The sequence below is a fragment of the Rhizobium sp. AN68 genome (assembly GCF_030758035.1).
GTDB lineage: Bacteria > Pseudomonadota > Alphaproteobacteria > Rhizobiales > Rhizobiaceae > Agrobacterium > Agrobacterium tumefaciens.
In genome coordinates, this window is the sequence record NZ_JARWMI010000002.1 from 188,086 (window position 1) to 212,445 (window position 24,360).

Consider the following 24,360-nt stretch of genomic DNA (forward strand, 5'->3'; position numbering starts at 1 on the left):
TCAGAAAAACTCCTCAAGCTGGCAATTGATGGCGAATTCGGCGACGGAAGCCTCATTCGGTAAGGACAGCAGCATGGCAATGATGCGGGCAAGATCGGCGGGCTGGGTCATTTGATCCGCCGGCCGTTCGGATAAGGCGGTCGCCATATCTGTCGCAACGAAACCGGGGCATACGGCTGTCGCGCGCACGCCGCTTTCGAAGCCCGCCTGTCGGATGGCATGCGCAAGCGCGACCGCCGCGAATTTGGAGAGAGAATAGCTACCGGCAGATGCGGACTTCACCCGCTTGCCGGAGAGGGAAGCGAGGATGATGACCCGGCCACGACCGCTCTCGCTCAACGCCTCCCAGGCGGCCTTAACCAGCCTTCTCGGTGCCTTGACGTTGACCGCAAGCATGGCGTCGATGTCTTCGTCATCCGCTTCGATCACTGTCTTCGGTATCATGATGCCGGCATTGGCCACGACAGCGTCGATACGACCGAAATGCTGATACGCTTCATCGGCCCAGCGCTTCTCCGCACTCGCATCATTTGCGTCATAATGGGCAAGATGGACCTGTCCCTCGTGACCCACAGCCCATTGCGGCAGCGACGGGCTGCGCATACCAAGCGATACCGACCAGCCTTCGCCAAGAAGAGTAGCAGCGATATGGTCGCCTATACCCCGGCTTGCACCGGATATGAGAGCAACGCGTTTTGTCGTTCGTTCCATCATGCAAGCCCCACAATATGGCGGTAGGCGCGACGCAAAATGTCGATAACCTGCTTCTGCTCGTGTTCCGGGATGAAGCTGAAGAAATCGCGCGATTGCTGCGGAACGATCTCCCGGATTTTCGTTGCAAGCGCCGCTCCGGCTTCGGTGATGTAAAGCTCCTGGGCGCGGCTGTCCTCCTGCGACACTTCCCGGCGTATCAGATTGTGCGACACCATCTGGTCGATGATCCTGCCCATTGCAGACCGGTCCCGCATCGTCAGATGAGCTATCACTGAAGGACGGATACCCGGGTAGTCATCGACGAGCAGCAGGGTCGTGATCTTTCCAGTTCCCTTCGCCACATCCAGCCCGTCCAGCCGGGCATCGAGATCGCGCGATACGGCAAGATTGATCGTGCGGATGTAAAAGCTCAGCGTGTCTTCAAGCACGTCGAGATTGATATCAGTTGGCGATGTCGGCGGGTTTTCGTTTGGTTTGGACATGGAGTTTCCGTTCGAATGGTCAAAGATCGACATTGGCGCACACGCTTTCCCGGCGTGCCGCAGTGCAGGTTTTCGGCCATGTCGTATGTCAGTTTCGTGACTGAATGAAAGGATAATTAGTAGACAAACGCAACTACTTTTTATTCCTGAAATCATATTTTTATTATTTAAATCATATATTTAAAAGGAAAACCTCTCGCGCCGCCGGATCCACGATAATCCGGCGGTGCAATCGGTCTTTGATGTCGCGCGATGCAAAGTCTGACGAGATGTCCGGCTCGTCAGACTTCGATGTTATGTGCCGACGGCAGTTGCCGCAGGTTCCCAATCCGCACCGGGGATCGCAGCAACGAGTTTGCGGGTATAGGGATGGGCCGGCGACCGGAAGATTTTTGTCGGCGGCCCCTGTTCGACAACCGTTCCCTTGTGCATGACAAGCACATCGTCGCAAATCTGGCTTGCGACTCTCAAGTCATGGGTGATGAAGATCATCGCCACCTTCATTTCAGCCTGCACCCGCGCCAGAAGCTCCAGAACCTGCGCCTGTATGGAAACGTCGAGAGCAGACACGGCTTCGTCGGCCACAAGGACGACCGGATCAAACATCAGTGCACGGGCAATGCCGATGCGCTGGCGTTGGCCGCCGGAGAATTCGTGCGGGTAACGGTCATAGGCCTGTTCATCCAGCCCCACGAGCTTCAGAATTCCGAGAGCCTTTATTCTCGCCTCATGCACAGCCATTCCGTGGGCAACGGGGCCGACCGTCAAGATCCTGCCGATCGTATGGCGGGGATTAAGCGACGCGAAAGGATCCTGAAAAATCATCTGGATATAGGGCCGCAACGATCGAAACGTCGTTTCGTCCATCGCTGCTATGTCACGGCCATCGAAGCATATTGAACCGCCATCCGCCTCCAGCAATTTCAGCAGGACACGCCCGAGCGAGGACTTGCCCGACCCGCTTTCGCCAACGATACCAAGGGTCTGGCCCTTGTGAAGCTTGAAGCTGACACCATTGACCGCTTTGACGATACGGGCCTTGCGGAAAAACGAGCCGGAGCTGCGATATTCCTTCTCAAGATTTTCGACCTTGAGAACGACGGGAGCTTCTTCGCTGACTGAACGCTCAGTGCTCCGCATCCGCGGAACCGCAGCGACAAGTCGCTGGGTATAGGGGTGGACGGGATTGACCAGAACCTGGTCCGCCCTTCCCTGCTCCACAAGATATCCCTTCTCCATCACCACGACGCGATCGGCAATTTCGGCAACGACGCCGAAATCATGGGTGATGAACATGACGCTCATGTTCTTGCGCTTCTGTATCTTGCGGATGAGCTCAAGGATCTGCGCCTGGGTGGTAACGTCGAGAGCGGTTGTTGGCTCATCGGCAATCAGGACATCCGGATCGAGTGCCAGTGCCATGGCGATCATGACCCGCTGGCGTTGTCCGCCAGACAGACGGAATGGATATTGCAGCCGCATCAGAGGCGGGTCGGGAAGACCGACTTCTTCAAGTAGATCCAGAACCTTGGTCTTGCGGGTTTCAGGCGTTCCATAGCCATGCGCTTCAAGCACTTCGGCGATCTGATCCCCGATTGTCATCAACGGATTGAGCGCGGAGAGCGGATCCTGGAAAATGATTGAGACCGCCTGACCACGCAGCGGCCGGATTTTATCTTCCCTGGCCGCAAGTATGTCCATTCCCTTGAAATGGATTTCGCCGGAGCTGACTTTTATCACGGGCGACAACAGCCCCATGATCGTGCTGGCAGTGACGGATTTGCCGGACCCGGATTCACCGATAATGCACAGGATTTCACCTGCGTGGAGGTCGAAAGAGATATTCATGACCGCGTGGGTGCGCTCCATTCCCGGCGGAAGATCCACCGTGAGATTGCGAACGGACAGCACCACGTCGGCTGACGTGGTTGGATGCGACATAAGTTCCCCTTGTTTTTTTGTAACTTTGTTCGCTTTGGCCGACGCTTCATACGTCGGAAACAATATGGTGGACTATGTCTACTATATTGTCCAGTGAGTGGCGGTAGCTGAGACGGTCGAACCGGCACCACCTTGGCGCTGTCCAGCATTCTTGACCTTTATGATCTGCAAAATGCCAGGCTGTCCCGTTTGATGTTTGGTCAGGAACGGACCCGGCGTTTTGCGTTTCGGGACAAGTTCTCCAACTGTCCCGCTAGCGCCCACTTGCGGAGCAACTTTCGCGTGCTTAAAAGGCGTGCAGTTTCAAATCGCGTCGGAGAGGACCAATTTCGTGGAACAGGTAAATACCCAAACCGGTAAGGGCCGGACCAAAGCTTTATGGGCGGCGGTTGCGATTATTGCTGTTGCTGCTGCAGGCGTCATCGGGGGTAAGGCCTTCTACGAAGCAAAGGTCAGCGAACTCGTTGCTCGCACTGGCGCAACTGCCCGTTCCGTTGAGGTTGATTTCCTCGGGCAGATTCATATTCGCGAACTGGCCTTGCCGCTTGCCGATGGCAAGAACATCCGGATTGCAGCTATCGATGGACGTCCAAAATTTCCTTTCCTGGATGGCGCACTGGAGCTGAACGACATTAATGTTGACGTGCCAACCGGCAAGATCTCGATGGCGCATGCGCGTGTCGAGAATGCCGCGTTCACAAAACCGGATGCGGCTGAAGTATCCGGAGACGGAAATGCCAACTCTCTGCCTAAGCGCATAGAGCGCTTTGCAGCAGAGCGTATTTCCACGCCTGAGATGACATTCACGCAGTCCATCGCCACCACCGAGCAGAAGACTGTTTATAAGAACGTAGCCTTCTCGGACATCGCCAAAGGCCGGGTCGCCCGATATTCCATCGACAACGCCAGCTACGACATCCAGATGGATCTACCGGACAGCACTGGCGCGATGAAAAAGAAGCACTTGGTCGTATCGACCGGCGCCGTAGCCGGACAGGACTTCGATGCCGCTTACCTCGCAAGGCTCTATACGGAAAAAGCGGGTCCCGAAGATAAGGACGCAAAGCTTCTCTATGGCCCGCTCTCCGTCAGCAAAATCTCGTTCTCAGACGGAGACGGTCATTTCACTTACGATGAAATACGCAGCGACGGCTTCAGCGCCCGCATGCCGGCCGAGCCTCTTCTGGAAACGATGAACGCGCTTTCGGCGACCAAAAATACCGACGAGCTTTCACCTCAGGAACGCCAGGCAATTTTCGCCAAGGCCCTGTCCATTCTCGATATGATTGGCAAGAGCAACATGCAGTTGCTCGGGTTCAAGGCCGACGCGCCTGATGAAAGCGAAGGGGCTGCCGGTAAAAGGGTCAAGGTCGGCATTGATCGTATCGATATGCAGATGGACAGCCGTAAGCTCGACTTCGGCCTGAATGGCATGTCGATCGGAAATGGCGTCGACACGATCGAAGTCGCCGAGGCAAGCCTCAAGGGCTTTGACTGGAGTTCCACAATCGAGAGTCTCTCCAAAATCGTCGGGCTTGACGACAAGCAGATCGAGACTTTCCCGTTTAATCACCTGATACCGGAACTGGGCACCGTCCGCGTCGGAGGCATCAATGTTGACGTCGCCGCCCCGGAACAGACAGACGACGAGACTGGTGAAAAGACGGAGGGCGTGCCTGAGCGCATCAAGTTCACGCTCAGGAATTTCGAGATGGGTCTGACAAAGCCCTTCAACGGCATACCCACAGATATCGTGATCAGGCAGGATGACCTTTCTCTTCCGATCCCGGAAGATTCGACCGAGGAAGTTTTTGTTGAAGCCCGCAAACTGGGTTTCGAGGCACTCGCCCTGTCTTATGCCCTTGCAGCCGGCTGGGATGAACCGAACAAGAACCTGGTGATCCGGGAAATCTCCATGCGCGGCAAGGATATTGGCAGCGTCAATTTTTCCGGTCTGGCGAGCGGGTTCACGGAGGAGTTCTTCTCCTTCGACACCAATCGTACCCAGGCCGCCCTCCTGGGGCTCGCGGGTCGCGAGGTAAAGCTGACGATCAAGGACGAAGGTATGATGGCCAAGGCTATCAAGCTGTATGCTCTGCAAAACGACATGACCGAGGATCAAGTGCGCGGTGTTCTGACACTCGTGGCAAGCGCGGGGTTGCAGCAGATCGCAGCTGAACAGCCCAAACTCAAGAGTGCGGTGGACGCGTTGCTTCGCTTCATCAACAACCCAGGTACTCTTACGGTTACCGCCCGCTCCACTGGACCAAACGGTCTTGGTCTTTTTGATCTGGTTGCAGCGTCTGAAAACCCGATGCTTCTTCTCGACAAGGTCGATATCCAGGCGACGGCCGAGTAAGTCGTCCGATCGCACCCCCAAACGGTTCAAGCTCCGGTTCTCGGAGCTTGAACACACCGGGCGCGGAGCTTCTAGCAAAGCTTAGATGCGCCGCGCCTTGATCGTGTTCATGACAAAGCTGGTCTCGATGGTGTCGACGCATTTCAGCTTCGCGATCTTCTCTTTGATGAAGCGCTCGTAGTCCTCGAGCCCACCGCACATGACCTTGAGCATGTAGTCCCTCGAACCCGTGACGAGGTGACATTCCAGAACCTCGTCCCAGTCCAGAACGGCCGCCTCGAACATCTGGATTTCGTCATCGTGCTGACGACTGAGGCGGATGGATGCAAGCGCGGTCATCGTCCATCCCTCGATTGCCGGATCGACGATCGCGGAATAACCTTTGATCACCCCCGTATCTTCCAGCCGTCGCAGCCTCCGCAGACATGCAGATGCCGACAAGCCGACTCGCTCGGCAAGTTCGTTGTTGGTGATCCTTGCGTCGGCAGACAGCTCCTTGACTATCCGCCGGTCGATTGGATCTGCAATTTTTTGCGACATAAAGCACAATTCTCCGCAATATATTGCTTCATCAGACATATCCACGCTTCAGAATGCAAGGTATTTTGGCTTGATTGGATGTAAGCTGCGGACAGTTCAACGTCTGTTGAGGAGGACCTTCCGCAAATGACCGCACCGCATCCGTCTAAAACCCATATCGGCAACCACGCTCTCCATCCTGAAACCCAGATGCTCAATTACGGCTACGATCCGGAATTGTCGGAAGGAGCGGTGAAGCCGCCTGTGTTTCTGACCTCAACCTTCGTCTTCAAGTCGGCGGAAGACGGTCGCGACTTCTTCGACTATGTCTCCGGCCGCAAGGAGCCGCCCGCAGGCAGAGGTGCAGGCCTCGTCTATTCGCGTTTCAACCATCCCAATAGCGAGATCGTCGAGGACCGCCTTGCCGTTTACGAACGCACCGAGAGTTGTGCGCTCTTCTCGTCCGGCATGTCCGCCATTTCGACGACGCTTTTCGCTTTCGTCCGGCCCGGCGACACCGTACTCCATTCCCAGCCTTTGTACGGCGGCACTGAGACGCTGCTGGCAAAGACCTTCCACAATTTCGGCGTTTCGGCGGTGGGTTTCGCCGATGGTGTCAGCGAGGCCTCGGTGATATCCGCCGCAGAGGCTGCGATGGCGAAAGGCAGGGTGTCCGTCATCCTCATCGAGACCCCCGCCAACCCGACAAACAGTATTGTCGATATCGCTATGATCAGCCGCGTTGCCGACGTGATCGGCCAGAAGCAGGGACACAGGCCAATCATCGCGTGCGACAACACACTCCTCGGTCCGGTGTTCCAGCGGCCTATCGAGCACGGTGCCGATATCTCGCTCTATTCACTGACAAAATACGTTGGCGGGCACTCCGACCTCATTGCCGGAGCAGCGCTCGGTCGCAAGGATGTCATGAAGCAGGTAAAGGCATTACGCGGAGCGATAGGCACGCAGCTCGACCCGCATTCGTGCTGGATGCTCGGGCGCTCGCTTGAGACGCTACAAATCCGCATGGAGCGGGCAAATAGCAATGCCGAGGTGGTGGCCGAATTCCTGAAGGCGCATCCCAAGGTCGAGAAAATCCATTATCTGCCGTTTCACGATCCGGCGTCCCCGGTTGGCAAGGTGTTTGCAGATCAATGCACCGGTGCGGGATCGACCTTCTCGTTTGACATTGCGGGCGGGCAGGCAGCGTCTTTCAAATTCCTCAACGCTCTCACGATATTCAAACTCGCGGTCAGCCTTGGCGGTACGGAATCTCTCGCCTCCCATCCTGCAACGATGACGCATTCGGGTGTTCCGGCCGACGTCCGCCAGCGCATTGGTGTGCTTGATTCCACGATCCGGCTGTCAATCGGCATCGAACATCCCGACGATCTGGTCGCCGACCTGACCCTCTCTCTGGATGCCGCCTGACGAAGAGGCAAATGCCGCTCCTCCCCGACTGCAATACCTATGGGTTTTCCAGTACATACGAAACACGGAAACAAACGTAGTGCAGGAAGGCGATAAGGGGAGCGGCGTTACCTTCCGCTACGAGTGGAGCCAGTCCCGAACCGGCAATATGATACAGAAGCGGCGAATGACGGGTTGAGATGGCGTCGGGCAAAGGGTATCAGGTGCCTCAATTCCAGGCGGACCTCCCGCAAGCAACAAGGCTTATCCTGACATGATCCCGGATTTTCTCGTCACCCATTCCGGTGGCTTCCATGCCGACGAACTGCTGTCCAGCGTCATCCTGACCCGACTTTTCCCGCAGGCCCGCATCGTCCGCAGCCGGGCGCCGGAATGGATCACCCCCGGCGTGGACCGCATCATCTACGATGTCGGCGGCGCCTATGACGCGACAAGCAGGATATTCGATCACCATCAGCGCGGCGCGCCGCTGAGGGATGACGGTCAGCCATATAGTTCATTCGGACTGATCTGGAAGCATTTCGGCCGGGACTATCTTGCCGCCTTCGGCATCCCCGATGAACATGTCGAAACCGTCCATACCTCTTTCGATGGCAGCTTTGTGCTGCCGGTCGATCTGGTCGACAATGGTGCGGTCAGCCCATCCGTCGCCGGGCCGCTGGTTGCGCTGACGCTGCCTGTCCTGCTGGAAACTCTGAAACCTGTTTTTGACGAGACCGACCCCGAAGCCGATGATCGCAGTTTCCACGCGGCGCTCGTCATTGCCCGCAGCTTCGTCGAGGCGAAAATAGCCAAAAGCGCTGCGAAACTGCGCGCCGAGGCGCTTGTAATGCAGGCTATCATCGATGCCGGTGAGGGTCATATTCTGGAATTGCCGATGGGCATGCCGTTTCGGCCCGCCATTGTGAAGGCGGGCGCCGACAATCTGCTGTTTGTCGTTCACCCGCGTGACAAGGACTGGTGTCTCACCGGTATCCGTCGCGCAGATGAAGGCTTTGAACTGCGGGCAGACCTGCCTGCCGCATGGGCTGGCCTTACAAATGGCGATCTGGAAGCCGTTTGCGGCATTGAAGGCGCGAGTTTCTGCCACAACGGCCGGTTTATTGCCGCCGCCAAAACCCGTGATGCCGCACTCGCCATGGCAGAGCTGGCTGTGAAAGAGGCGATCTTGCCTGCTCCCGTAGTGTAGTCCATTGAACAACGGAACATGAGTAGGAGATCGCCCGGAAGGCGGGCCGGCGGAGCATATCAAAGGATATGCCCGCAAATGTTCTTCGGCCGCATCACTGGACTCTCCTCCTCCATGCCCAACCGGGAACACCGTGTTCGTTCCCGATAATCTACGGAGCCGTCACTTTGTCGGCGACCGCAGTACTATTTGGCAGCAGGAGAAGGACTGCGATGGCGCATAGCGCCGTTACCGCGGCAAGCCACCAGCAAAGTGTCGAAAACGCAGTCTGATAGGCATCCCGCAACAGGTCGTCCCCGATGTGGGACGATATTGCCGCTGCACCCGCCAGGTCGCCCACTGCCAGACGCTGACCTGTCTGATTCAAGAGGGGCGTAGACACAGGCGCGAGCCGTCCGAGGGATGCCGAGGTCAATGCCGACAGGGCGGCGCTGACGACTGCAAGCGCGATGCCCTCACCGGCGACCCGCACGGTACTGAATATGCCGGTCGCCATTCCCGCACGCTCCACCGGCACGACGCCAACGGACAAGCCATCCATCAGGCCCCATGGCAGGCCGGCGCCCACCCCGATGACGAGCATGGGCAGAACGATCATGGCTCCATCCTCTGCGGTGAAGCCGGCAAGCCAGACGAGGCCAGAGGCGGCGATCAGCAGGCCGATGCCGCAGAGCATGCCCGGCGAAACATGACGCGCCAACATCGTCGCAACTATAGGCACCACCAGCATCGGAGCCGACAGTCCCAACATGATGAACCCCGCCCCGATTGCTCCTTGTTGCTCGATACCGATGAGGCGCAACGGGATGATAACAAGAAAAACAACGAAACAGGCGCAGGTGGCGATTGGCAATAGCTGCACCCCCACGAACCGCGGATAACGGAACAGCGATAAGTCCAGCATCGGCCGCGCTGCCCGCATTTCGATCAAGACGAAGGCTGCAAGCGAAAACGCAAATCCTGTGCTGAAAGCGATGATACCGTTAGACCCGAGAACAGGCAGTTCGATCATCGCAACGGTGAAGAGGGTGAGTGTGAGGGTAAAGCTTGCAGCGCCCAGCCAGTCGAGTTCCGCCGCATTGGGATCCCTCGTTTCACGCATCCGTGGCGGGCCGAGGATCAGGGCAAGGAGGCCGATCAGGCCGCCGGCAAGAAATATTGCCCGCCATCCGACCGTTTCGATCATCAATCCCGTCAGCAGCGGACCAGATGCAAGACCGACACCGAAGGTCGTTCCAAGCAACCCAAAGGCGCGCGTCCTAGCGTGGCCGTCGAATTCCTGCGCAAGTGCGGCCGTACCTCCGGCCAGGGCCGCGGCGGCGCCCACGCCTTGACCGGCACGTAGCAGATCGATGATCCACACCGAAGGCGCAAATCCAAGCGCAAAGGAGAAGCCGGTAAACAGCGCAAGGCCGATCAAGAACACCCGCCTTCTGCCATATCGATCTGCCAGCGCGCCTGCCGCCATCAGAAGACTTCCGAAAGCCAGCATGAAGGCATTGGTGATCCAGGTCAGGGATGCAGGCGATCCCCCGAGGTCCTGCCCGATCGCCGGCGTGGCAACCGCACCGGCGGAGAAGTTCAAAGGAAGGGTCAAGGCGGCAAGACACACCGCCACCAATACCGAATTCCGGCTGGCTGAGGCTCTATGAGGGGCGTCGTTCATGCAAACTCCAATCGTGAAATGGCATCGCGACACCAAGGCCGCGTATCGGCATCCATCCTCATCAGACGACATCAATTCGACAATCGGCCTCACGGGCCTTTCATTGCGGATTAAAATTCTCTAATCAGTGACAATGGATAAGTTGAGCGAGATCGATGCCTTCGTCCGGGTTGCCGAAAGGCTGAATTTTGCCAAGGCCGGGCAGAGCCTGGGCCTGTCACCTTCTGCTGTCGGAAAAAGCGTTGCCCGACTGGAGGCATCTCTGGGCGTACGGCTGTTCAATCGCACCACCCGGCAGGTCTCCCTGACCAATGAAGGGGCAATGCTGTTTGAGCGGTATCGGTCCATCCTGACCGATCTGCGCGACGCACATGAAGCAGTCACGGACAATCTGGCCCTACCTCGCGGCAGTCTGCGCGTGACGCTTCCGACAATCGGATACCGCTTTCTGCTGCCGATCGTGCCTGAATTTCGCCGGCGTTATCCCGATATCGATCTGGAACTCGACTTTAACGACAGGCGCGTCGATCTGATCGAGGGCGGCTTTGATGCTGCAATCCGCAGTGGTGAGCTTGATGATTCCAGCCTGATAGCGCGGCGTCTTGGTCCATTCCGCTTTATTTTATGCGCGTCGCCGGACTATTTTCAACGAATGGGCACGCCCCTGCACCCCAGCCAATTGCCAGAGCATGATGCATTGCGCTTCCGCTTTCCGACCTCCGGCAGGTTTCAGGAATGGCTGCTGGAAAACGGCGACAACCCCCTGTCGAGCATGCGTATCGCCCTCACCTGCGGTAATATGGAGGCGATAAGGGCGGCGGCGATTGACGGGATGGGGCTCGCTTACATGCCTGAATTCCTGGCGACGGACGCCATCAGGGATGGCCTGCTCGAGACGGTCCTGAACGAACATCTCGCCGCACCAGGCCAGTTTTCAATTGTCTGGCCATCAGCCCGCTTCATGGCGCCGCGGCTGCGCGCTTTCATCGATTTTGCGATCGAAAATCTGTTTGTCGAAACGTGACTGGAGTATCAGCGCATGACAGATGCCGGCAGGCTTATGCGCGCCGGTGGAGTTCGTCCATTGAAGCCATCGGCGGACTAATACGGTGCATTTCTTGACCAATAAGACAGTGGTGGGTAAATAAAGGATGCTGATGAGGAGTTTATGACCATGGACAAAGATCGCCGATAATCCGGACTTACGTCGATGACAGCGCAGTCTTTTTAAAACGACGCGTTGGCTGGCTCAGCATTTGCATCAAAGGAACATTCATGCCCAGACTTTCTGGAAAGACCGCAATCGTGACCGGCGCGGCGCGCGGAATTGGTGCGGCTATCGCCCAAGCGTTTGCTGACGAGGGGGCACAGGTCATCGTTACCGATATAGACGTGGATGGCGGCTTGTTGACCGCAGGCTCAATCGGCGGGAGGTTTGTCCGTCTCGACGTCGCATGCGAGGCAGGCTGGGCGAAAATTGCCAGTCAATTTCCCAAGATCGACGTCGTCGTCAACAATGCGGGAATAACAGGCTTTGAAGGACCATTCGAAGGAGCCCCGCCAGCCCATGATCCAGAAAATGCCCAACTTGCTGATTGGCACAAGGTCCATGCGGTCAACCTGGATGGCACCTTTCTGGGCTGCCGTTATGCAATCCGCGCCATGCGAGCAAATGGTGCGGGGTCGATTATCAACATTTCCTCACGCTCAGGGCTTGTCGGAATTCCAATGGCAGCGGCCTACGCCTCATCCAAGGCCGCCGTCCGCAACCACACCAAGAGCGTGGCCCTATACTGCGCCGGTCAGGGCCTGAACATCCGGTGCAACTCAATTCACCCTGCGGCCGTGATGACACCGATGTGGGAGCCGATGTTGGGAAATGGCCCGGATCGCAAAGATCGTGAAGCCGCGCTGGTCAAAGAAACGCCCATGCAACGCTTTGGCAGGGCCGAGGAGGTAGCCGCGCTCGCAGTCCTGCTCGCATCTGACGAGGCAACTTATATGACTGGGGCCGAACTGAACATCGATGGCGGCATTCTTGCAGGATCAGCCGCAGCACCGGGAAGCTAGAATAACGGGCTATGGGATGACCGAACCTTTTTGGTTCATTGCACCCATTATGATGGAAGATAGTAAAGGTCGAACTTCCACCGACCAGTTCTGTGGCACACCCGGCAAACGCGTCAAAACCTTGGATCATTTGGGAAGAGTTCGGCCCAAATGATCGATGACGGCAATTGGCGCAAACCGATCAATCTATGCGTTGAAGATCGTCGCTAAAAACTCAAGACGCACCCAGACGGAAAAGGCCCTCCCGGTTCGGAGAGGGCCTGTTTTCATTACCATCGATAGTCGCGACGGTCTCGCCATTCGCGATGTTCGCGCCAATCTCTGCGCTCGCGCCATTCTCTGCGGGCCTGACGTTCACGCCACTCCCTGCGGGCTTCCCAGCGATTACGTCTGTCCCAGCCGCGCTCATATCTCGGCGGTCCATTGGGCCGGCAATATCCGCGCGGCGATAGATGAAAGCCGCGTCCGCAAGCATAGTCCACACTTTGAACGTTGGATGCCAGGGGTGCGGCCGGTTGACCGACAGGCATCGCGTTCGCGCCACTGCCGAACAGGGCACCGAGAATTATTCCAGCGCTTAAAATCATCTTACGCATTTCATCTCCCTCCTTCCGGGATGGAGGGATTTAGCGCCCTTGCCGGTGAACTGTGGCTGAATGAATCTTGATGTTTTCGTGGCAAAAACTCCACAATTGTGGCAGATACCGGCTTCGCGTTCCGATCACTGCGAAAGGGTGAAGCGGCGTCAAGGCGGCGCGGCTCACTGCCCCGCCCCAGTCAATGCAGACCTGTTATTCTTTTATGTGCCAGTGGTTTGAAGGGGCGAGATGTATCCCCTCCGGTTGCAGTCCCGCGGTTTTCGTCATAGTCCTCAAGCGAATGAGGAGACGGTGATTGAACCCCAATCTGGACACAAAGCCCGAACCAAAGCCAAAGAGCAAACGCCTCATCTGGCCTTGGGTGCTGTTGGCCGTTCTAACGCTTGCAGCCGTTCTCACGCTTGCGGGCATCTATATTTACAGGGAGCTGACGTCGACGGCCGAGGATCTGGCTCGAACCTGGCGCGACCTCGTGCAATTGTTCTGGCTGATAATGCCGGACCGTCAGCCCTAGTCTTGGGTAACAGAAAGGCGCTAGTGGCAAAGCCTGAGCGCAGCATGGAATCCCAAAAAAATTGAAGAGTTTGCGGCGGCGGTGTATCGGATCGCAAACTCTGTTTTTGGGAACCTGAATGCAACCGTCTTTTAGATTGCCGCCGCTGGAGGCGCTTGTTGTTTTTGAGGCAGCGTCCCGTTTGGGCAGCTTCTCCCGCGCGGGCAACGAGCTGGGCCTGACGCAGAGCGCCGTCAGCCGGCAGATCGGCAAGCTGGAAGCGTTCATTGGCTCCAAGCTTTTCGAGCGCGTGCCGACAGGCGTGCGACTGACGACCATCGGCGAAAACTACTCGATCGATATATCGCGGCTGATCCTCGATATCGCAAGTGTCACGGACGGCGTCCGCTCGTGGACCGGCGCCAGCCAGATCACCATCGCCTGCTCTCGCGGGATTGCGGATCAATGGTTCATGCCTCGCCTGCAGAAACTGAAAAGCGATATCCCGGGCATCGAATTGCGGGTGCGGGTAACTGACGATGTGGCGCATCTGCGTCTGGATGAATTCGACCTGGCTATTTTCTATCGCAAGGAAAGACCGATTGGCGTCTGGCTATCGGAACTCGGCCAGGAGGAGGTCGTCCCCGTTTCTGCCCGCGGCATGACCAATCTTATGGAGCAGAGGGCACCGGTTTTGATATCCATCGAAGATTCGATGCGGGAATGGCAGGATTGGAGCGACTGGTGGCGCTCGTCACACCTGTTGCCGCCACAGGATGCAATCCAGTGGAAACTCGGAGACTATGGCCTCTGCGTCGCGGCGGCATCGCAGGGGCTTGGTGCAACGCTTGGGTGGACCTGGCTCATCCGCGACCAACTGGATAGCGGAGCGCTCGTTCCTGTGCATTCCCATGCCATGCGCTCGGAAGGCAAATTTTACCTGATGCGACCGGCAGATCGCCACCAGCGTAAAATTGTGCGCGAGGTTTCCGATTGGCTGATTGCAGACAACCATAAAACCGCGCGCTGAAACCCGTCATGCCTGCGCAGGAGGTGTCTTGCGGCGCCGGTCCAGGAGGAACCGCGCGTAGCCGATGATGGTGAACAGCAGCCAGGCGACCTGTGAAATCAGCGAGCCGAGGTTGAAATTCCATATCAGCGAGTAGATCAGAAACACGCCACCCAGAACATTTAAGAGAGTGTAGCGCCAGTCTTCTATCGTCAGAAGTCGCAGCTGCAACAGGGCATAGGCGAAGAGATAAAAAAACGCTCCTGCAAGGCCGACAAGATCCGCTAGCCCCATTTGTATCCACTCCATAAACACGCCCGCCCGGCGAGCGCCTGCTACACCGGACCCGCTCCGGCGCATCCCTTTACTCCGCTTCGCAGATAACCGGATGCGCTCAGATTTCATGACCCCATGCGCAAAAATCATACCCCCCTGCGCGCATCGGTATCTAGTGCCGAACCGTCGAGTACGATACGCCACTGCCAGCCGCGCCTCGTCCGGCCCCGATAAAAAACAGGGAACCCAAACATGACATCCTCCCCCTTTTCCTTCTCGCTCGACCGGCGGCATTTTCTTGCCGGCGCGGCCAGCCTCGCGGCGCTTTCTGCCGGTTTCATCACAGACGCCAGTGCGCAAGGCGCGGACACACCGAAGAAGGGTGGCGTTTTGAAATTGGGTATCGGCGGCGGCAGCACCACGGATAACCTCGATCCCCGCATCCTGAAAGGCTGGGTGCCGGTCAATCAGGCCTTCATGATCATGAACGGCCTTGTCGAGATCGATGCCAGCAATCACGCTGTGCCTGAATTGTTCGAAAGCTGGGAAGCGCAGCCCGGCGCCGTGGAGTGGGTCTTCAAGCTGCGTCAGGGTGTCACCTTCCACAATGGCAAGACCCTGACGGTGGAAGACGTCATCTACTCCATCAACCTGCACCGTGGCGAAACCACCTCTGCGGCACGCTCGGTTGCGTCTGCGCTTAAGAGCGTCGACAAGCTTTCCGACACCGAGGTCAAGATCGTCCTCGAAAGCGGCAATGCCGACCTTCCTTACATCCTGTCCGACTACCATTTCCTCGTTGTGCCCGAAGGCTGGACGGATTTCAACAAACCTGTCGGCACCGGGCCATTCGTGTTCGAAAGCTACGATCCGGGCGTTCGTTCGCGCTTTACCCGTAATCCGAATTACTGGAAGCCGAATGCCGCTCACGTTGACGCCGTGGAAGTCATCGTCATCAACGATATCGCCGCACGCACCAATGCCATGATGTCGGGTCAGGTCCATGCGATCAACCAACTCGACTTCAAGACAGTAGACCTGCTGCGCCGTAACCCCAACCTCAACATCGTCCAATCGGCTGGCGGCCAGCACTTCACATTCCTGATGGATTGCACGCAGGCGCCATACAAGGACAACAATATCCGCCTTGCCATCAAGCACGCCATCGACCGCGAGCAGCTTTTGAAAACCGCGCTGCGTGGCTACGGCCGCATCGGGAACGATCATCCGATCCCGAGTTCTGACCGCTTTTATGCCGCGGATCTGGCGCAGCGTCCCTACGACCCCGACAAGGCGAAGTTTTATCTGAAGCAGGCTGGCCTCGATACGCTCAAGGTAGAGATTTCCGCTTCCGACGCCGCCTTCTCCGGCGCTGTGGATGCAGCGGCGATTTTCCGCACGAGTGCGGCCAAGGGCGGCATCGATGTTTCTATCAAGCGCGAACCCGCCGATGGCTACTGGGACAACGTCTGGATGAAAGCTCCATTCTGCATGTCATACTGGGGCGGACGCCCGACAGCAGACCAGATGCTGACCATCGCTTACCAGTCCACCTCGGCGCAAAATGATACGCACTGGAAGAACGAAAACTTCGACAGGAAACTCATCGAGGCGCGTGCACTTCTCGATGATGCGAAGCGCAAGGAAATCTATGCCGAGCTTCAGGCGCTCATCTCCAATGAGGGCGGCGCCATGATCCCGATGTTCGGAGATTATCTGGATGCGACATCCAAGAAACTGAAGGGCGTGACCACGCATCCGATGTTCAACTTCATGGGTGCCCGTCTCGCTGAAAAGGTCTGGTTGGACGCATAATGACTAAGCTTATCCTGAAGCGCATTGCTTTGGGTATTTTGACGCTTCTGCTGGTGTCGGCGCTTATTTTCGCCGGCACTCAGCTTCTTCCCGGAGATGTGGCGTCGGCAATACTCGGACAGAATGCGACGCCTGAATCTCTCGCCGTGCTGCGCGCCGATCTCGGTCTGGAGCAGCCCCTTCTGCAACGTTATCTTTCCTGGCTCGGCGGTTTCGTAACCGGCGACCTTGGAAATTCGCTGGCAAACCACCAGCCTGTCGCAGCTCTCCTATGGCCGCGGTTCTGGAACACCATGGCGCTGGCGCTGTATGCCGCCGTCGTGTCCGTTCCGGTTGCCGTGCTTCTGGGTCTGTTCAGTGCCATCTGGCGCGGCAGCCTGTTCGATCGGGCTGTCAACATCGTTGCGCTGGGCTTTGTTTCCCTTCCGGAATATTTTCTGGGCCTGTTGCTGATCCTTTTCGTGTCCGTGCAGTACAATCTTTTGCCGAGCCTTGCTGACACTTATCCGGGCATGGGCTTTGCGGATTGGCTGAAAGCCACCACGCTTCCTGCTCTGACGCTGGTTCTGGTGACTGTGGCGCAGATGCTGCGCATGACCCGCACCGCCGTTCTTGCGGTGATGGATCAGGCCTATGTCGAAACAGCCTATCTCAAGGGATTGCGGACCAAACGCGTGGTTCTCCGCCACGCGCTTCCCAACGCCGCGGCCCCGATCGTCAACGTCGTATCGTTCAACATCGCCTATCTCATCACCGGTGTGGTGCTGGTAGAGGCCGTGTTCAACTATAACGGCCTTGGCCGCTTCATGGTCGATGCCGTTTCGAAGCGGGACCTTCCGTTGGTACAAGCGGCAGCCCTCGTTTTCGGCGCAACCTACGTCATTCTAAACATCATTGCCGATGTGTCGGCAATTGCGCTTAACCCGCGCCTGAGGCATCCCCGATGAAAATGCTCCGCACCATCACCCCAACCGCATGGGTCGGTCTTTTCATCATCTCGGTCAACATCGTCCTGTTCGCAGCCGGTCCGCATATTGCGCCTTTCGGGCAGGAGGAGATCGTCGGTTCGCCTTTCGATCCGCCTTCGGCAATACACTGGTTTGGCCTTGATCAGAACGGACGCGACATGCTGTCGCGCCTTTTGGCCGGTGCGCAAATCTCCATCGGCGTTTCGCTGGCGGCGTCCCTGCTCTCCTTCACAATCGGGATCACGCTTGGTTTCATCGCGGCCATCTTCGGCGGCTGGCTCGATATGGTGCTTTCGCGCATCGTCGACACTGTCATGTGTATTCCAGTGCTGATCTCGGCTCTTGTCGTGCTGCAGGCGCTAGGCTCGTCCATCCCCGTGCTGATAGTGACCATTGCGCTTCTGGATTCCACCCGCGTCTTCCGTCTGGCGCGCATTGTCGCCCAGGGCGTGAATGTGCTGGAATATGCCGAGACCGCGCGCCTGCGCGGAGAAGGCCTGATCTGGCTGGTGTTCAGGGAGATACTGCCCAATGCCCTGCCGCCGCTCATTGCGGAATTCGGCCTGCGTTTCTGCTTCACCTTTCTGTTCGTGGCCGGTCTGTCCTTTCTCGGGCTTGGCGTTCAGCCGCCTTTCGCAGACTGGGGCGGCATGGTGAAGGACAACCAGCAGGCCATTCTTTACGGCCTCTACGCACCGCTATATCCGGCCGCTGCCATCGCTGTTCTCACCATCGGCGTCAATCTCGTCGTGGACTGGCTGCTGGCTGGCCGCAGCGCAATTCAGGGAGCAGACCGATGACTAACAATGAGGTCCTGCAAATTCGCGGCCTGAAAGTTGCCGCACCGAATGGAGCAATTCTAGTTGATGGTATCGATCTGGATCTCAAGCGCGGTGAGGTCAAAGGGCTGATCGGTGAATCCGGCGCCGGTAAATCCACCATCGGGCTTGCCGCCATGGGATATGGCCGAAACGGTTGCCGAATCGTTGGTGGAGAAATCGTCGTGAATGGCGTTTCGCTGATGACGGTCGATCGCGCCGGTCGTGAGGCGGCGCGCGGTGCGCGCATCGCCTATGTGGCGCAAAGTGCAGCTGCGGCGTTCAACCCTGCCATGAAGATTGGCGAACAGATTATCGAGGGGCCGCTTTACCACGGCGTCATGAACCGGCGGGAAGCCGAAGCCTGGATGCTGGAACTGCTGCAAGCGCTGCAACTTCCCGATTATCAGAATTTCGGCGACCGTTACCCGCATCAGGTCTCCGGTGGGCAGTTACAGCGTGCGATGGTGGCCATGGCAATGTCATGCCGCCCTGACATACTCGTGCTGGACGAACCCACAACGGCACTCGATGTCACCACGCAGATTGAGGTCCTGGCCCTGCTCCGCAGTCTCATCCAGCGCTACAATACCGCCGCCCTCTACATCACGCATGACCTTGCCGTCGTCGCGCAGATTGCTGACAGCATCATGGTCTTGCGCCATGGCAAGAAGGTAGAGGCCGGTTCTGCCGAGGATATCCTCGAGCACCCGCAGGAAGACTATACGCGCCGTCTTGTTTCCGAACGCCAAGCCAGCATGTCCGGCGGATCCGTCCAGAACAGGGGTGGTGAAATCCTGCTCGAAGCGCGTGACGTCACCGCCTACTACGGTCGCAAGAAGGTGCTGGACAACGTTCACTGCGAAATCCGAAAGGGCGAAACACTGGCAGTCGTGGGTGAATCCGGTTCGGGAAAATCCACTTTGGCCAGGGTTATCGCCGGGTTGCCGCCGCAATCCTCCGGTGTCGTTTCGCTGGCTGGACACCGGCTTGCGGACAAGTACTCCAGGCGTTCGCGCGAAGATCTGCGCCGTATCCAGCTCGTCTACCAGCTTCCGGATGTGGCGCTCAATCCACGCCACACCGTCGGCGAGATCATCGGCCGTCCCATGTCGTTCTATTTCGGAATGAATGACGATGAGCGCGCCTCCGAGGTGAACCGGTTGCTGGACCTGATCGGTCTGCCCCGGGAGTTTGCAGAGCGCCTGCCAAAAGCGCTTTCCGGGGGGCAGAAGCAGCGCGTGTGTATCGCACGCGCACTTGCAGCAAGACCCGATCTTATCATCTGCGACGAGGTGACATCGGCACTTGATCCTCTCGTGGCGGAAGAAATTCTCAGACTGTTGCGCTCGTTGCAGGATGAACTGGGCGTCTCCTATCTGTTCATCACCCATGACCTCGGCGTCGTTCGCCGGCTGGCCGACAGGACGATGGTGATGCAGCATGGCCGCATTGTCGAAACCGGCACGACCAAGGAGGTTTTTGCACCTCCTTACCAACCCTATACCGAACAGCTCATCACCTCGGTCCCCGAACTGCGGCGCGACTGGCTGGATGGCGTGCTGGCAAAACGTGGCCTCCCCGCCGCATGATCTGCGGGGCGGTTCACTCTTTGATGGGAGCCGCCTCGCATTCTTTCATTGTTGTCTCCCGGCAAAGCGATGCCCGCTTCAAATGACCCGACTGGAATACCCCAAATGACAATACGTGTTGAAGAACATATCTGGATTCCCATGAGCGATGGCGTACGCCTTGGTGCTCGCCTTTGGCTGCCGGAGGGCGCGGAACAATCGCCGGTTCCCGCCATTCTCGAGTATATTCCCTATCGCAAGCGAGACGGAACCCGCGGGCGCGACGAGCCGATGCACGGCTATTTTGCCAGCCAGGGATATGCCGCAATTCGCGTGGACATGCGCGGCACCGGCGAATCCGATGGCCACATGGCAGACGAATATCTGAAGCAGGAACAGGACGACGCACTCGAGGTGATTGACTGGATTTCCCGCCAGCCGTGGTGCAGCGGCAATGTCGGCATGATGGGCAAGAGCTGGGGCGGCTTCAACGGCCTGCAGGTGGCCGCCCGCCGTCCGCCGGCACTGAAAGCTGTCATCACCGCCTATTCGACGGACAACCGTTATACCGACGACATTCACTACATGGGCGGCCTGCTGCTGAACGACAATCTGTGGTGGGGCACCATCATGCTTGCTTATCAGAGCCGTCCGCTTGATCCGGAGATCGTTGGCGACACGTGGCGCGACAGCTGGATCGAGCGCCTGGAGAAGCTCCCCTTCTTTCCCGCACTCTGGCTGGAACACCAACGTTACGACGATTACTGGAAACACGGCTCGGTCTGCGAAGACTGGAGCGCCATTGAATGCCCGGTCCTTGCCATCGGCGCATGGGCGGACAGCTATACCAATGCCGTCCCGCGGCTTCTGGAGAACCTTCAGGTCCCGCGTCGCGGCATCATCGGTCCGTGGGGCCATATCTACCCCCAAGATGGTGTTCCCGGTCCCGCAATTGGCTTCCTGCAGGAAGCAACGCGCTGGTGGGACCATTGGCTGAAAGGCAAGGACACCGGCGTCATGGACGAGCCGATGCTGCGCGCCTTCGTCAGCGACACGATCGAACCGACCGGTACGCGCACGACGACGCAAGGCCGCTGGGTGGGTGAAGCGACATGGCCTTCGCCTGAAATCGCAACTCGCTCACTTTACCCCGGTGCAGCGAAGGAACTGCGCGATACGGCAGGCGAACCGGCAATTCTCAGCATTCGTTCGCCGCAAAGCCACGGCAAGGCGGGCGGGGAATGGATGGCGACCGGATGCCCCGGCGAACATCCAACCGATCAGCGGCTCGACAACGGTGGCGCGCTCGTTTTCGAAACCGCCTTGATGGAAGAGGATTTCGATATTCTCGGTGCGCCGGTAGCGCGTCTGCGCATTGCCGCAGATTGCCCTGTCGCGCAGATTTCACTGCGCCTCAACGACGTCTTGCCGGATGGCCGTGTCACACGTGTCAGTTATCAGGTTTTCAACCTGACCCACCGCGATAGCCACGAAAATCCGGAAGCGTTGGAACCCGGCAAATTTTACGATGTCGCAATTAAGCTCAATGACTGCGGTTATCGTTTTGCCAAAGGGCACCGGCTGCAACTCGCCATCGCTACGGCCTACTGGCCGATGGTATGGACATCGCCTTACGATGCGACGATCAGCGTTTCCGTTGCAGAAAGCGCGCTTGACCTGCCCGTGCGTGCCACCGGTGACGACAAGCCTGTGCGTTTCGAGGCCCCTGCCCACGGCCCATCGACACCCATGACGCAGGTCGATCCCGGCACGGTCCGCCGCTGGACCGAACAGGACCATGAGACGGGTATCAACACCTATGTCACGGAAGGCGTGGGCGGCTTGTTCGGCGAGGGCGTGTTGCGGTTTGACGACATCGACACCGAACTCAGCCATAGCCTGCGGCGTGAATTGACCATTCGCGACGGAGATCCCCTCTCCGCGAAATACGTCCTCACCCAGACATATGAAATTGGCCGCGATGGGTGGCGCATCAAGATCGAGAGCCGCACCGAGATGCGCTCCGACAGGGAGAATTTCTACCTGACCGGAGAACTTTCGGCACTCGAAAATGGCAGCCTCGTCAAAACCCGGAAGTGGGTTGAGCGCTACAAACGCGACCTCATCTGATGTTGCATGGCCCCTGCAGCTATTTGCGGGGGCCTAAAACATGCCATTGTCTCGGTACCGTATCTGTCAGCTTTCCTGTTCAGGAGCGATCAATGTCACGGTTGGGAAATAGGATCGATATCGGCCTACGTCTCGTGTCAGAAGCGGGAGACCTTGAACCGCGGCATGAGCCCCAATAAAAAAGTCTGGCAAAACTCCTGTGCGGGATCCGCCCACACGGCGATACTGCGTGAAGACCTTCCCGCTAAAAACAATGCAGAGCGAGTAAAAGGGATGGCCAAGCACAACTTTTTGTCGAGACGCAAAAATTAGAAAAACTAATAGTTGACGCAACCGTGCAAGCACGCTATAACGAACCATCGAATTTGCTTGCTTAGCTTTGCTTGTTGCGCGATTGGCACCGCGTTCTGAACGAACCTTTCCTTTCAAAATCGCTATCAATGTTCGCAGCGCTTTTTAGTGCTGTGGGTCCTCTATCGCTATGAAAGGGTTCATCATGACCACTGGCACAGTTAAATGGTTTAATTCCAGTAAAGGCTTCGGCTTCATTCAGCCTGACAACGGCGGCACAGATGCCTTCGTTCATATCTCCGCCGTTGAGCGGGCTGGTATGCGCGAACTCGTCGAAGGCCAGAAGATCGGCTTCGACCTGGAACGCGACAACAAGTCCGGCAAAATGTCGGCCTGCAATCTGCAGGCTGCCTAACGGGTTTTGCTTCCCTTTGACCACGGATGTACTGGCACTGCCGGAAGCACCCCGAACCAATCAAGGCCAGGCAAATTGCCTGGCCTTTTGTTTTCCGCTCGCATGCCGAGCCTTATCACCGGAACACCCATGACAGAAAAATACAGTATCTCGCGCCAGAAGGCCGAGGTTGCCTTCAGCAACATCCAGACGCCGTTCTTCGCAAAGGACAAAGCGCTCGACGAGCTTGATTCGATCACGCAATCCCGCGACGCCAAGACCTTGCGGCTTCGGGAAGCACGTCTTGCAAAGGAACAGTCTGATCGCATTTCTGCGACATCCGCTCTTCTTGCCAAGCGTGCCCGTGCACGATGATGGTTTTGACGGCATCGTCAGAACCGGTGCCTGAAGCCAATTCGCATCAGACGGCTTCCTGACCATCCCGGTATATACAGACGCCGGGCCTTGAGCTGTTGCATGCCTGTCAACTCCCAGGCAAGCTTACGTTCCAGCTGCCCAAGCGCGGCGCCAGTTATATTAAATCACTAAATTGGAATTATATTTAAAAACCGAAGCTATCGGCGATTACGTCTCGCTCCAGGTCATCGTGTAACGCGTTCCCTTGGCCTGTTCCGGGTGCGTATGCGTTTGCTCGACGCGAGCACCAATGTTCTGAGCCATTGCCATAATCAGCTTTGTTCCGAGGCCAGTTCCACGCGGAGATGCGCCGGGCTTTGAACCGACACCATCATCTTCGACAACGAGAACAAATTGCCGATTTTCTTCCGAAAGTCCGACGCGAACCGTGCCGGATTGATCTGGATAAGCGTACTTCAGCGCGTTGGTCAGCAGCTCGGTAATGATGACACCCAGAGCTACGGCATGGTCTGCCTTGAGGCTGATGTCACAAAGCGATGTTTCGACGGTAATGGACGAAGATCCTGGAACCGCCTGAAACAACCCATCGATGATCGACGTCAGGTACGAATTGAGCGATACCAGACCTATATTGTCGGTATTGTAAAGGCTGCGGTGAACGCCGGCGATCGCCGAAATCCTGCTTTGGGTTTCCAGCAATGCGACTTCGGCTTCCTCAGACTTGATGGTGTTTATCTGCAGGCGGATCATGGCGGATACCAGCGAGAGGCTGTTGGCGACCCGATGGTTCATCTCCTTCACCATCATTTCCGCATGTTCCTTGGCCTTCACCAGTAACCGGTCGGATTCCTCCTTCGTCTGACGCAGACGATGGTTTTCCAGCGACTGATCGATAGCCGTAAGCAACAGCGGGAAAAAGTCGTCACCGACATTCTTTATGACGTAGTCGGCGGCACCCGCCTTGAGGGCGTCGATCGCGATCTGGGCTTCGTTCGATCCCGTTACATAAAGAACGGGAACCCGCCGCGGCAAGGACTGAATCGCGGCAAGGAACTCCATTCCCGTCGATGTCTGGAAGTAATGGTCCAGAACGACGATATCGAACTGCTCGTCTTGAAACATCTTGAGCCCGGACGCCACGGATGCGGCATGGACCACCTCCATTCCGTGACGACCAAGGATCCGGCTGGAAAGCCGCGCCAGAGCCGGATCATCATCAACATACAAAACGCGCAATGCCATCATGC

22 protein-coding genes and 1 pseudogene are annotated in these 24,360 nt (G+C 57.5%); 14 read left to right on the forward strand and 9 right to left on the reverse strand.

Translation table 11 applies throughout. The annotated features are described in order from the left end of the window. From RBH71_RS04315 to RBH71_RS04325, 3 genes are all read right to left on the reverse strand, one after another. Entirely contained in the window at window positions 1-711 is a 711-nt protein-coding gene (locus tag RBH71_RS04315) for an SDR family NAD(P)-dependent oxidoreductase (RefSeq protein WP_025596016.1), read from the reverse strand. Beyond that, window positions 711-1,196, reverse strand: coding sequence for a MarR family winged helix-turn-helix transcriptional regulator (locus RBH71_RS04320; RefSeq protein ID WP_323687163.1), 486 nt, complete (start codon window positions 1,194-1,196; stop codon window positions 711-713). Before RBH71_RS04320 ends, RBH71_RS04315 begins: the two co-directional genes overlap by 1 nt. Before the next feature lie 294 nt (window positions 1,197-1,490). Beyond that, a complete protein-coding gene (locus RBH71_RS04325) occupies window positions 1,491-3,137 on the reverse strand; it encodes an ABC transporter ATP-binding protein (RefSeq protein ID WP_323687164.1) in 1,647 nt (548 codons plus the stop codon). A 331-nt stretch (window positions 3,138-3,468) separates the two neighbouring features. Here RBH71_RS04325 and RBH71_RS04330 point away from each other — a divergent pair, with 331 nt between their 5' ends. Continuing rightward, window positions 3,469-5,496, forward strand: coding sequence for a hypothetical protein (locus RBH71_RS04330; protein ID WP_065660094.1), 2,028 nt, complete (start codon window positions 3,469-3,471; stop codon window positions 5,494-5,496). Between the two features lie 81 nt (window positions 5,497-5,577). Here RBH71_RS04330 and RBH71_RS04335 read toward each other — a convergent pair whose 3' ends face one another. Further along, window positions 5,578-6,036, reverse strand: a complete 459-nt coding sequence (locus RBH71_RS04335) for an Lrp/AsnC family transcriptional regulator (RefSeq protein WP_111842008.1) — start codon at window positions 6,034-6,036, stop codon at window positions 5,578-5,580. A 126-nt stretch (window positions 6,037-6,162) separates the two neighbouring features. Between RBH71_RS04335 and RBH71_RS04340 the strand changes: the two genes are divergently transcribed. Both RBH71_RS04340 and RBH71_RS04345 read left to right on the forward strand, forming a co-directional pair. Continuing rightward, on the forward strand, window positions 6,163-7,446 hold the full coding sequence (locus RBH71_RS04340) for a cystathionine gamma-synthase family protein (protein ID WP_038493665.1): 1,284 nt from the start codon (window positions 6,163-6,165) through the stop codon (window positions 7,444-7,446). Window positions 7,447-7,699: 253 nt separating this feature from the next. Then, complete coding sequence (locus tag RBH71_RS04345; protein ID WP_323687165.1) at window positions 7,700-8,635, forward strand: MYG1 family protein; 936 nt, start codon at window positions 7,700-7,702, stop codon at window positions 8,633-8,635. A gap of 151 nt (window positions 8,636-8,786) precedes the next feature. On the opposite strand, the gene RBH71_RS04350 is transcribed toward RBH71_RS04345, so the two are convergent. Then, window positions 8,787-10,301, reverse strand: coding sequence for an MFS transporter (locus RBH71_RS04350; RefSeq protein ID WP_323687166.1), 1,515 nt, complete (start codon window positions 10,299-10,301; stop codon window positions 8,787-8,789). Between the two features lie 133 nt (window positions 10,302-10,434). Between RBH71_RS04350 and RBH71_RS04355 the strand changes: the two genes are divergently transcribed. Next, window positions 10,435-11,325 carry a LysR family transcriptional regulator gene (locus RBH71_RS04355; RefSeq protein ID WP_112200873.1) on the forward strand — a complete coding sequence of 297 codons (891 nt, stop codon included), beginning with the start codon at window positions 10,435-10,437 and terminating at the stop codon, window positions 11,323-11,325. Window positions 11,326-11,576: 251 nt separating this feature from the next. Next, complete coding sequence (locus RBH71_RS04360; RefSeq protein ID WP_323687167.1) at window positions 11,577-12,371, forward strand: SDR family oxidoreductase; 795 nt, start codon at window positions 11,577-11,579, stop codon at window positions 12,369-12,371. 269 nt (window positions 12,372-12,640) lie between these two features. On the opposite strand, the gene RBH71_RS04365 is transcribed toward RBH71_RS04360, so the two are convergent. Then, window positions 12,641-12,967 (reverse strand): GCG_CRPN prefix-to-repeats domain-containing protein, encoded by a 327-nt coding sequence (locus tag RBH71_RS04365; protein ID WP_111842014.1) that lies wholly within the window; start codon window positions 12,965-12,967, stop codon window positions 12,641-12,643. A 298-nt stretch (window positions 12,968-13,265) separates the two neighbouring features. Here RBH71_RS04365 and RBH71_RS04370 point away from each other — a divergent pair, with 298 nt between their 5' ends. Next, window positions 13,266-13,484, forward strand: a complete 219-nt coding sequence (locus tag RBH71_RS04370; RefSeq protein ID WP_003517716.1) for a hypothetical protein — start codon at window positions 13,266-13,268, stop codon at window positions 13,482-13,484. 118 nt (window positions 13,485-13,602) lie between these two features. Continuing rightward, window positions 13,603-14,493, forward strand: coding sequence for a LysR substrate-binding domain-containing protein (locus RBH71_RS04375; protein ID WP_111842015.1), 891 nt, complete (start codon window positions 13,603-13,605; stop codon window positions 14,491-14,493). Between the two features lie 6 nt (window positions 14,494-14,499). Here the strand turns inward: RBH71_RS04375 and RBH71_RS04380 are convergent, their stop codons facing one another. Beyond that, the gene (locus RBH71_RS04380; protein WP_003517727.1) at window positions 14,500-14,766 is read right to left on the reverse strand and encodes a CBU_0592 family membrane protein; all 267 of its coding nucleotides are present in this window, start codon (window positions 14,764-14,766) and stop codon (window positions 14,500-14,502) included. A gap of 234 nt (window positions 14,767-15,000) precedes the next feature. On the opposite strand from RBH71_RS04380, the gene RBH71_RS04385 reads away from it, so the two are divergent. The 5 genes from RBH71_RS04385 (at window position 15,001) to RBH71_RS04405 (ending at window position 22,050) form a co-directional block, all read left to right on the forward strand. Beyond that, window positions 15,001-16,563, forward strand: coding sequence for an ABC transporter substrate-binding protein (locus RBH71_RS04385; protein ID WP_323687168.1), 1,563 nt, complete (start codon window positions 15,001-15,003; stop codon window positions 16,561-16,563). Then, entirely contained in the window at window positions 16,563-17,510 is a 948-nt protein-coding gene (locus tag RBH71_RS04390; protein ID WP_003517729.1) for an ABC transporter permease, read from the forward strand. The genes RBH71_RS04385 and RBH71_RS04390 overlap by 1 nt, the downstream gene beginning before the upstream one ends. After that, window positions 17,507-18,331, forward strand: coding sequence for an ABC transporter permease (locus tag RBH71_RS04395; RefSeq protein ID WP_003517730.1), 825 nt, complete (start codon window positions 17,507-17,509; stop codon window positions 18,329-18,331). The genes RBH71_RS04390 and RBH71_RS04395 overlap by 4 nt, the downstream gene beginning before the upstream one ends. Further along, complete coding sequence (locus RBH71_RS04400) at window positions 18,328-19,941, forward strand: ABC transporter ATP-binding protein (protein ID WP_323687169.1); 1,614 nt, start codon at window positions 18,328-18,330, stop codon at window positions 19,939-19,941. Before RBH71_RS04395 ends, RBH71_RS04400 begins: the two co-directional genes overlap by 4 nt. A 105-nt stretch (window positions 19,942-20,046) precedes the next feature. Further along, the gene (locus RBH71_RS04405) at window positions 20,047-22,050 is read left to right on the forward strand and encodes a CocE/NonD family hydrolase (protein WP_003517732.1); all 2,004 of its coding nucleotides are present in this window, start codon (window positions 20,047-20,049) and stop codon (window positions 22,048-22,050) included. A gap of 66 nt (window positions 22,051-22,116) precedes the next feature. On the opposite strand, the pseudogene RBH71_RS04410 reads toward RBH71_RS04405, so the two are convergent. Continuing rightward, window positions 22,117-22,322: pseudogene (locus RBH71_RS04410) on the reverse strand (type II toxin-antitoxin system VapC family toxin); the annotation flags it as partial. A 224-nt stretch (window positions 22,323-22,546) separates the two neighbouring features. On the opposite strand from RBH71_RS04410, the gene RBH71_RS04415 reads away from it, so the two are divergent. Together RBH71_RS04415 and RBH71_RS04420 are read left to right on the forward strand one after the other, a co-directional pair. Beyond that, window positions 22,547-22,756, forward strand: coding sequence for a cold-shock protein (locus RBH71_RS04415; protein ID WP_323687376.1), 210 nt, complete (start codon window positions 22,547-22,549; stop codon window positions 22,754-22,756). 129 nt (window positions 22,757-22,885) lie between these two features. Next, window positions 22,886-23,110, forward strand: a complete 225-nt coding sequence (locus RBH71_RS04420; RefSeq protein WP_003517740.1) for a hypothetical protein — start codon at window positions 22,886-22,888, stop codon at window positions 23,108-23,110. Window positions 23,111-23,320: 210 nt separating this feature from the next. Here RBH71_RS04420 and RBH71_RS04425 read toward each other — a convergent pair whose 3' ends face one another. Then, entirely contained in the window at window positions 23,321-24,358 is a 1,038-nt protein-coding gene (locus tag RBH71_RS04425; RefSeq protein ID WP_111842018.1) for a sensor histidine kinase, read from the reverse strand. Window positions 24,359-24,360 lie beyond the last annotated feature (2 nt).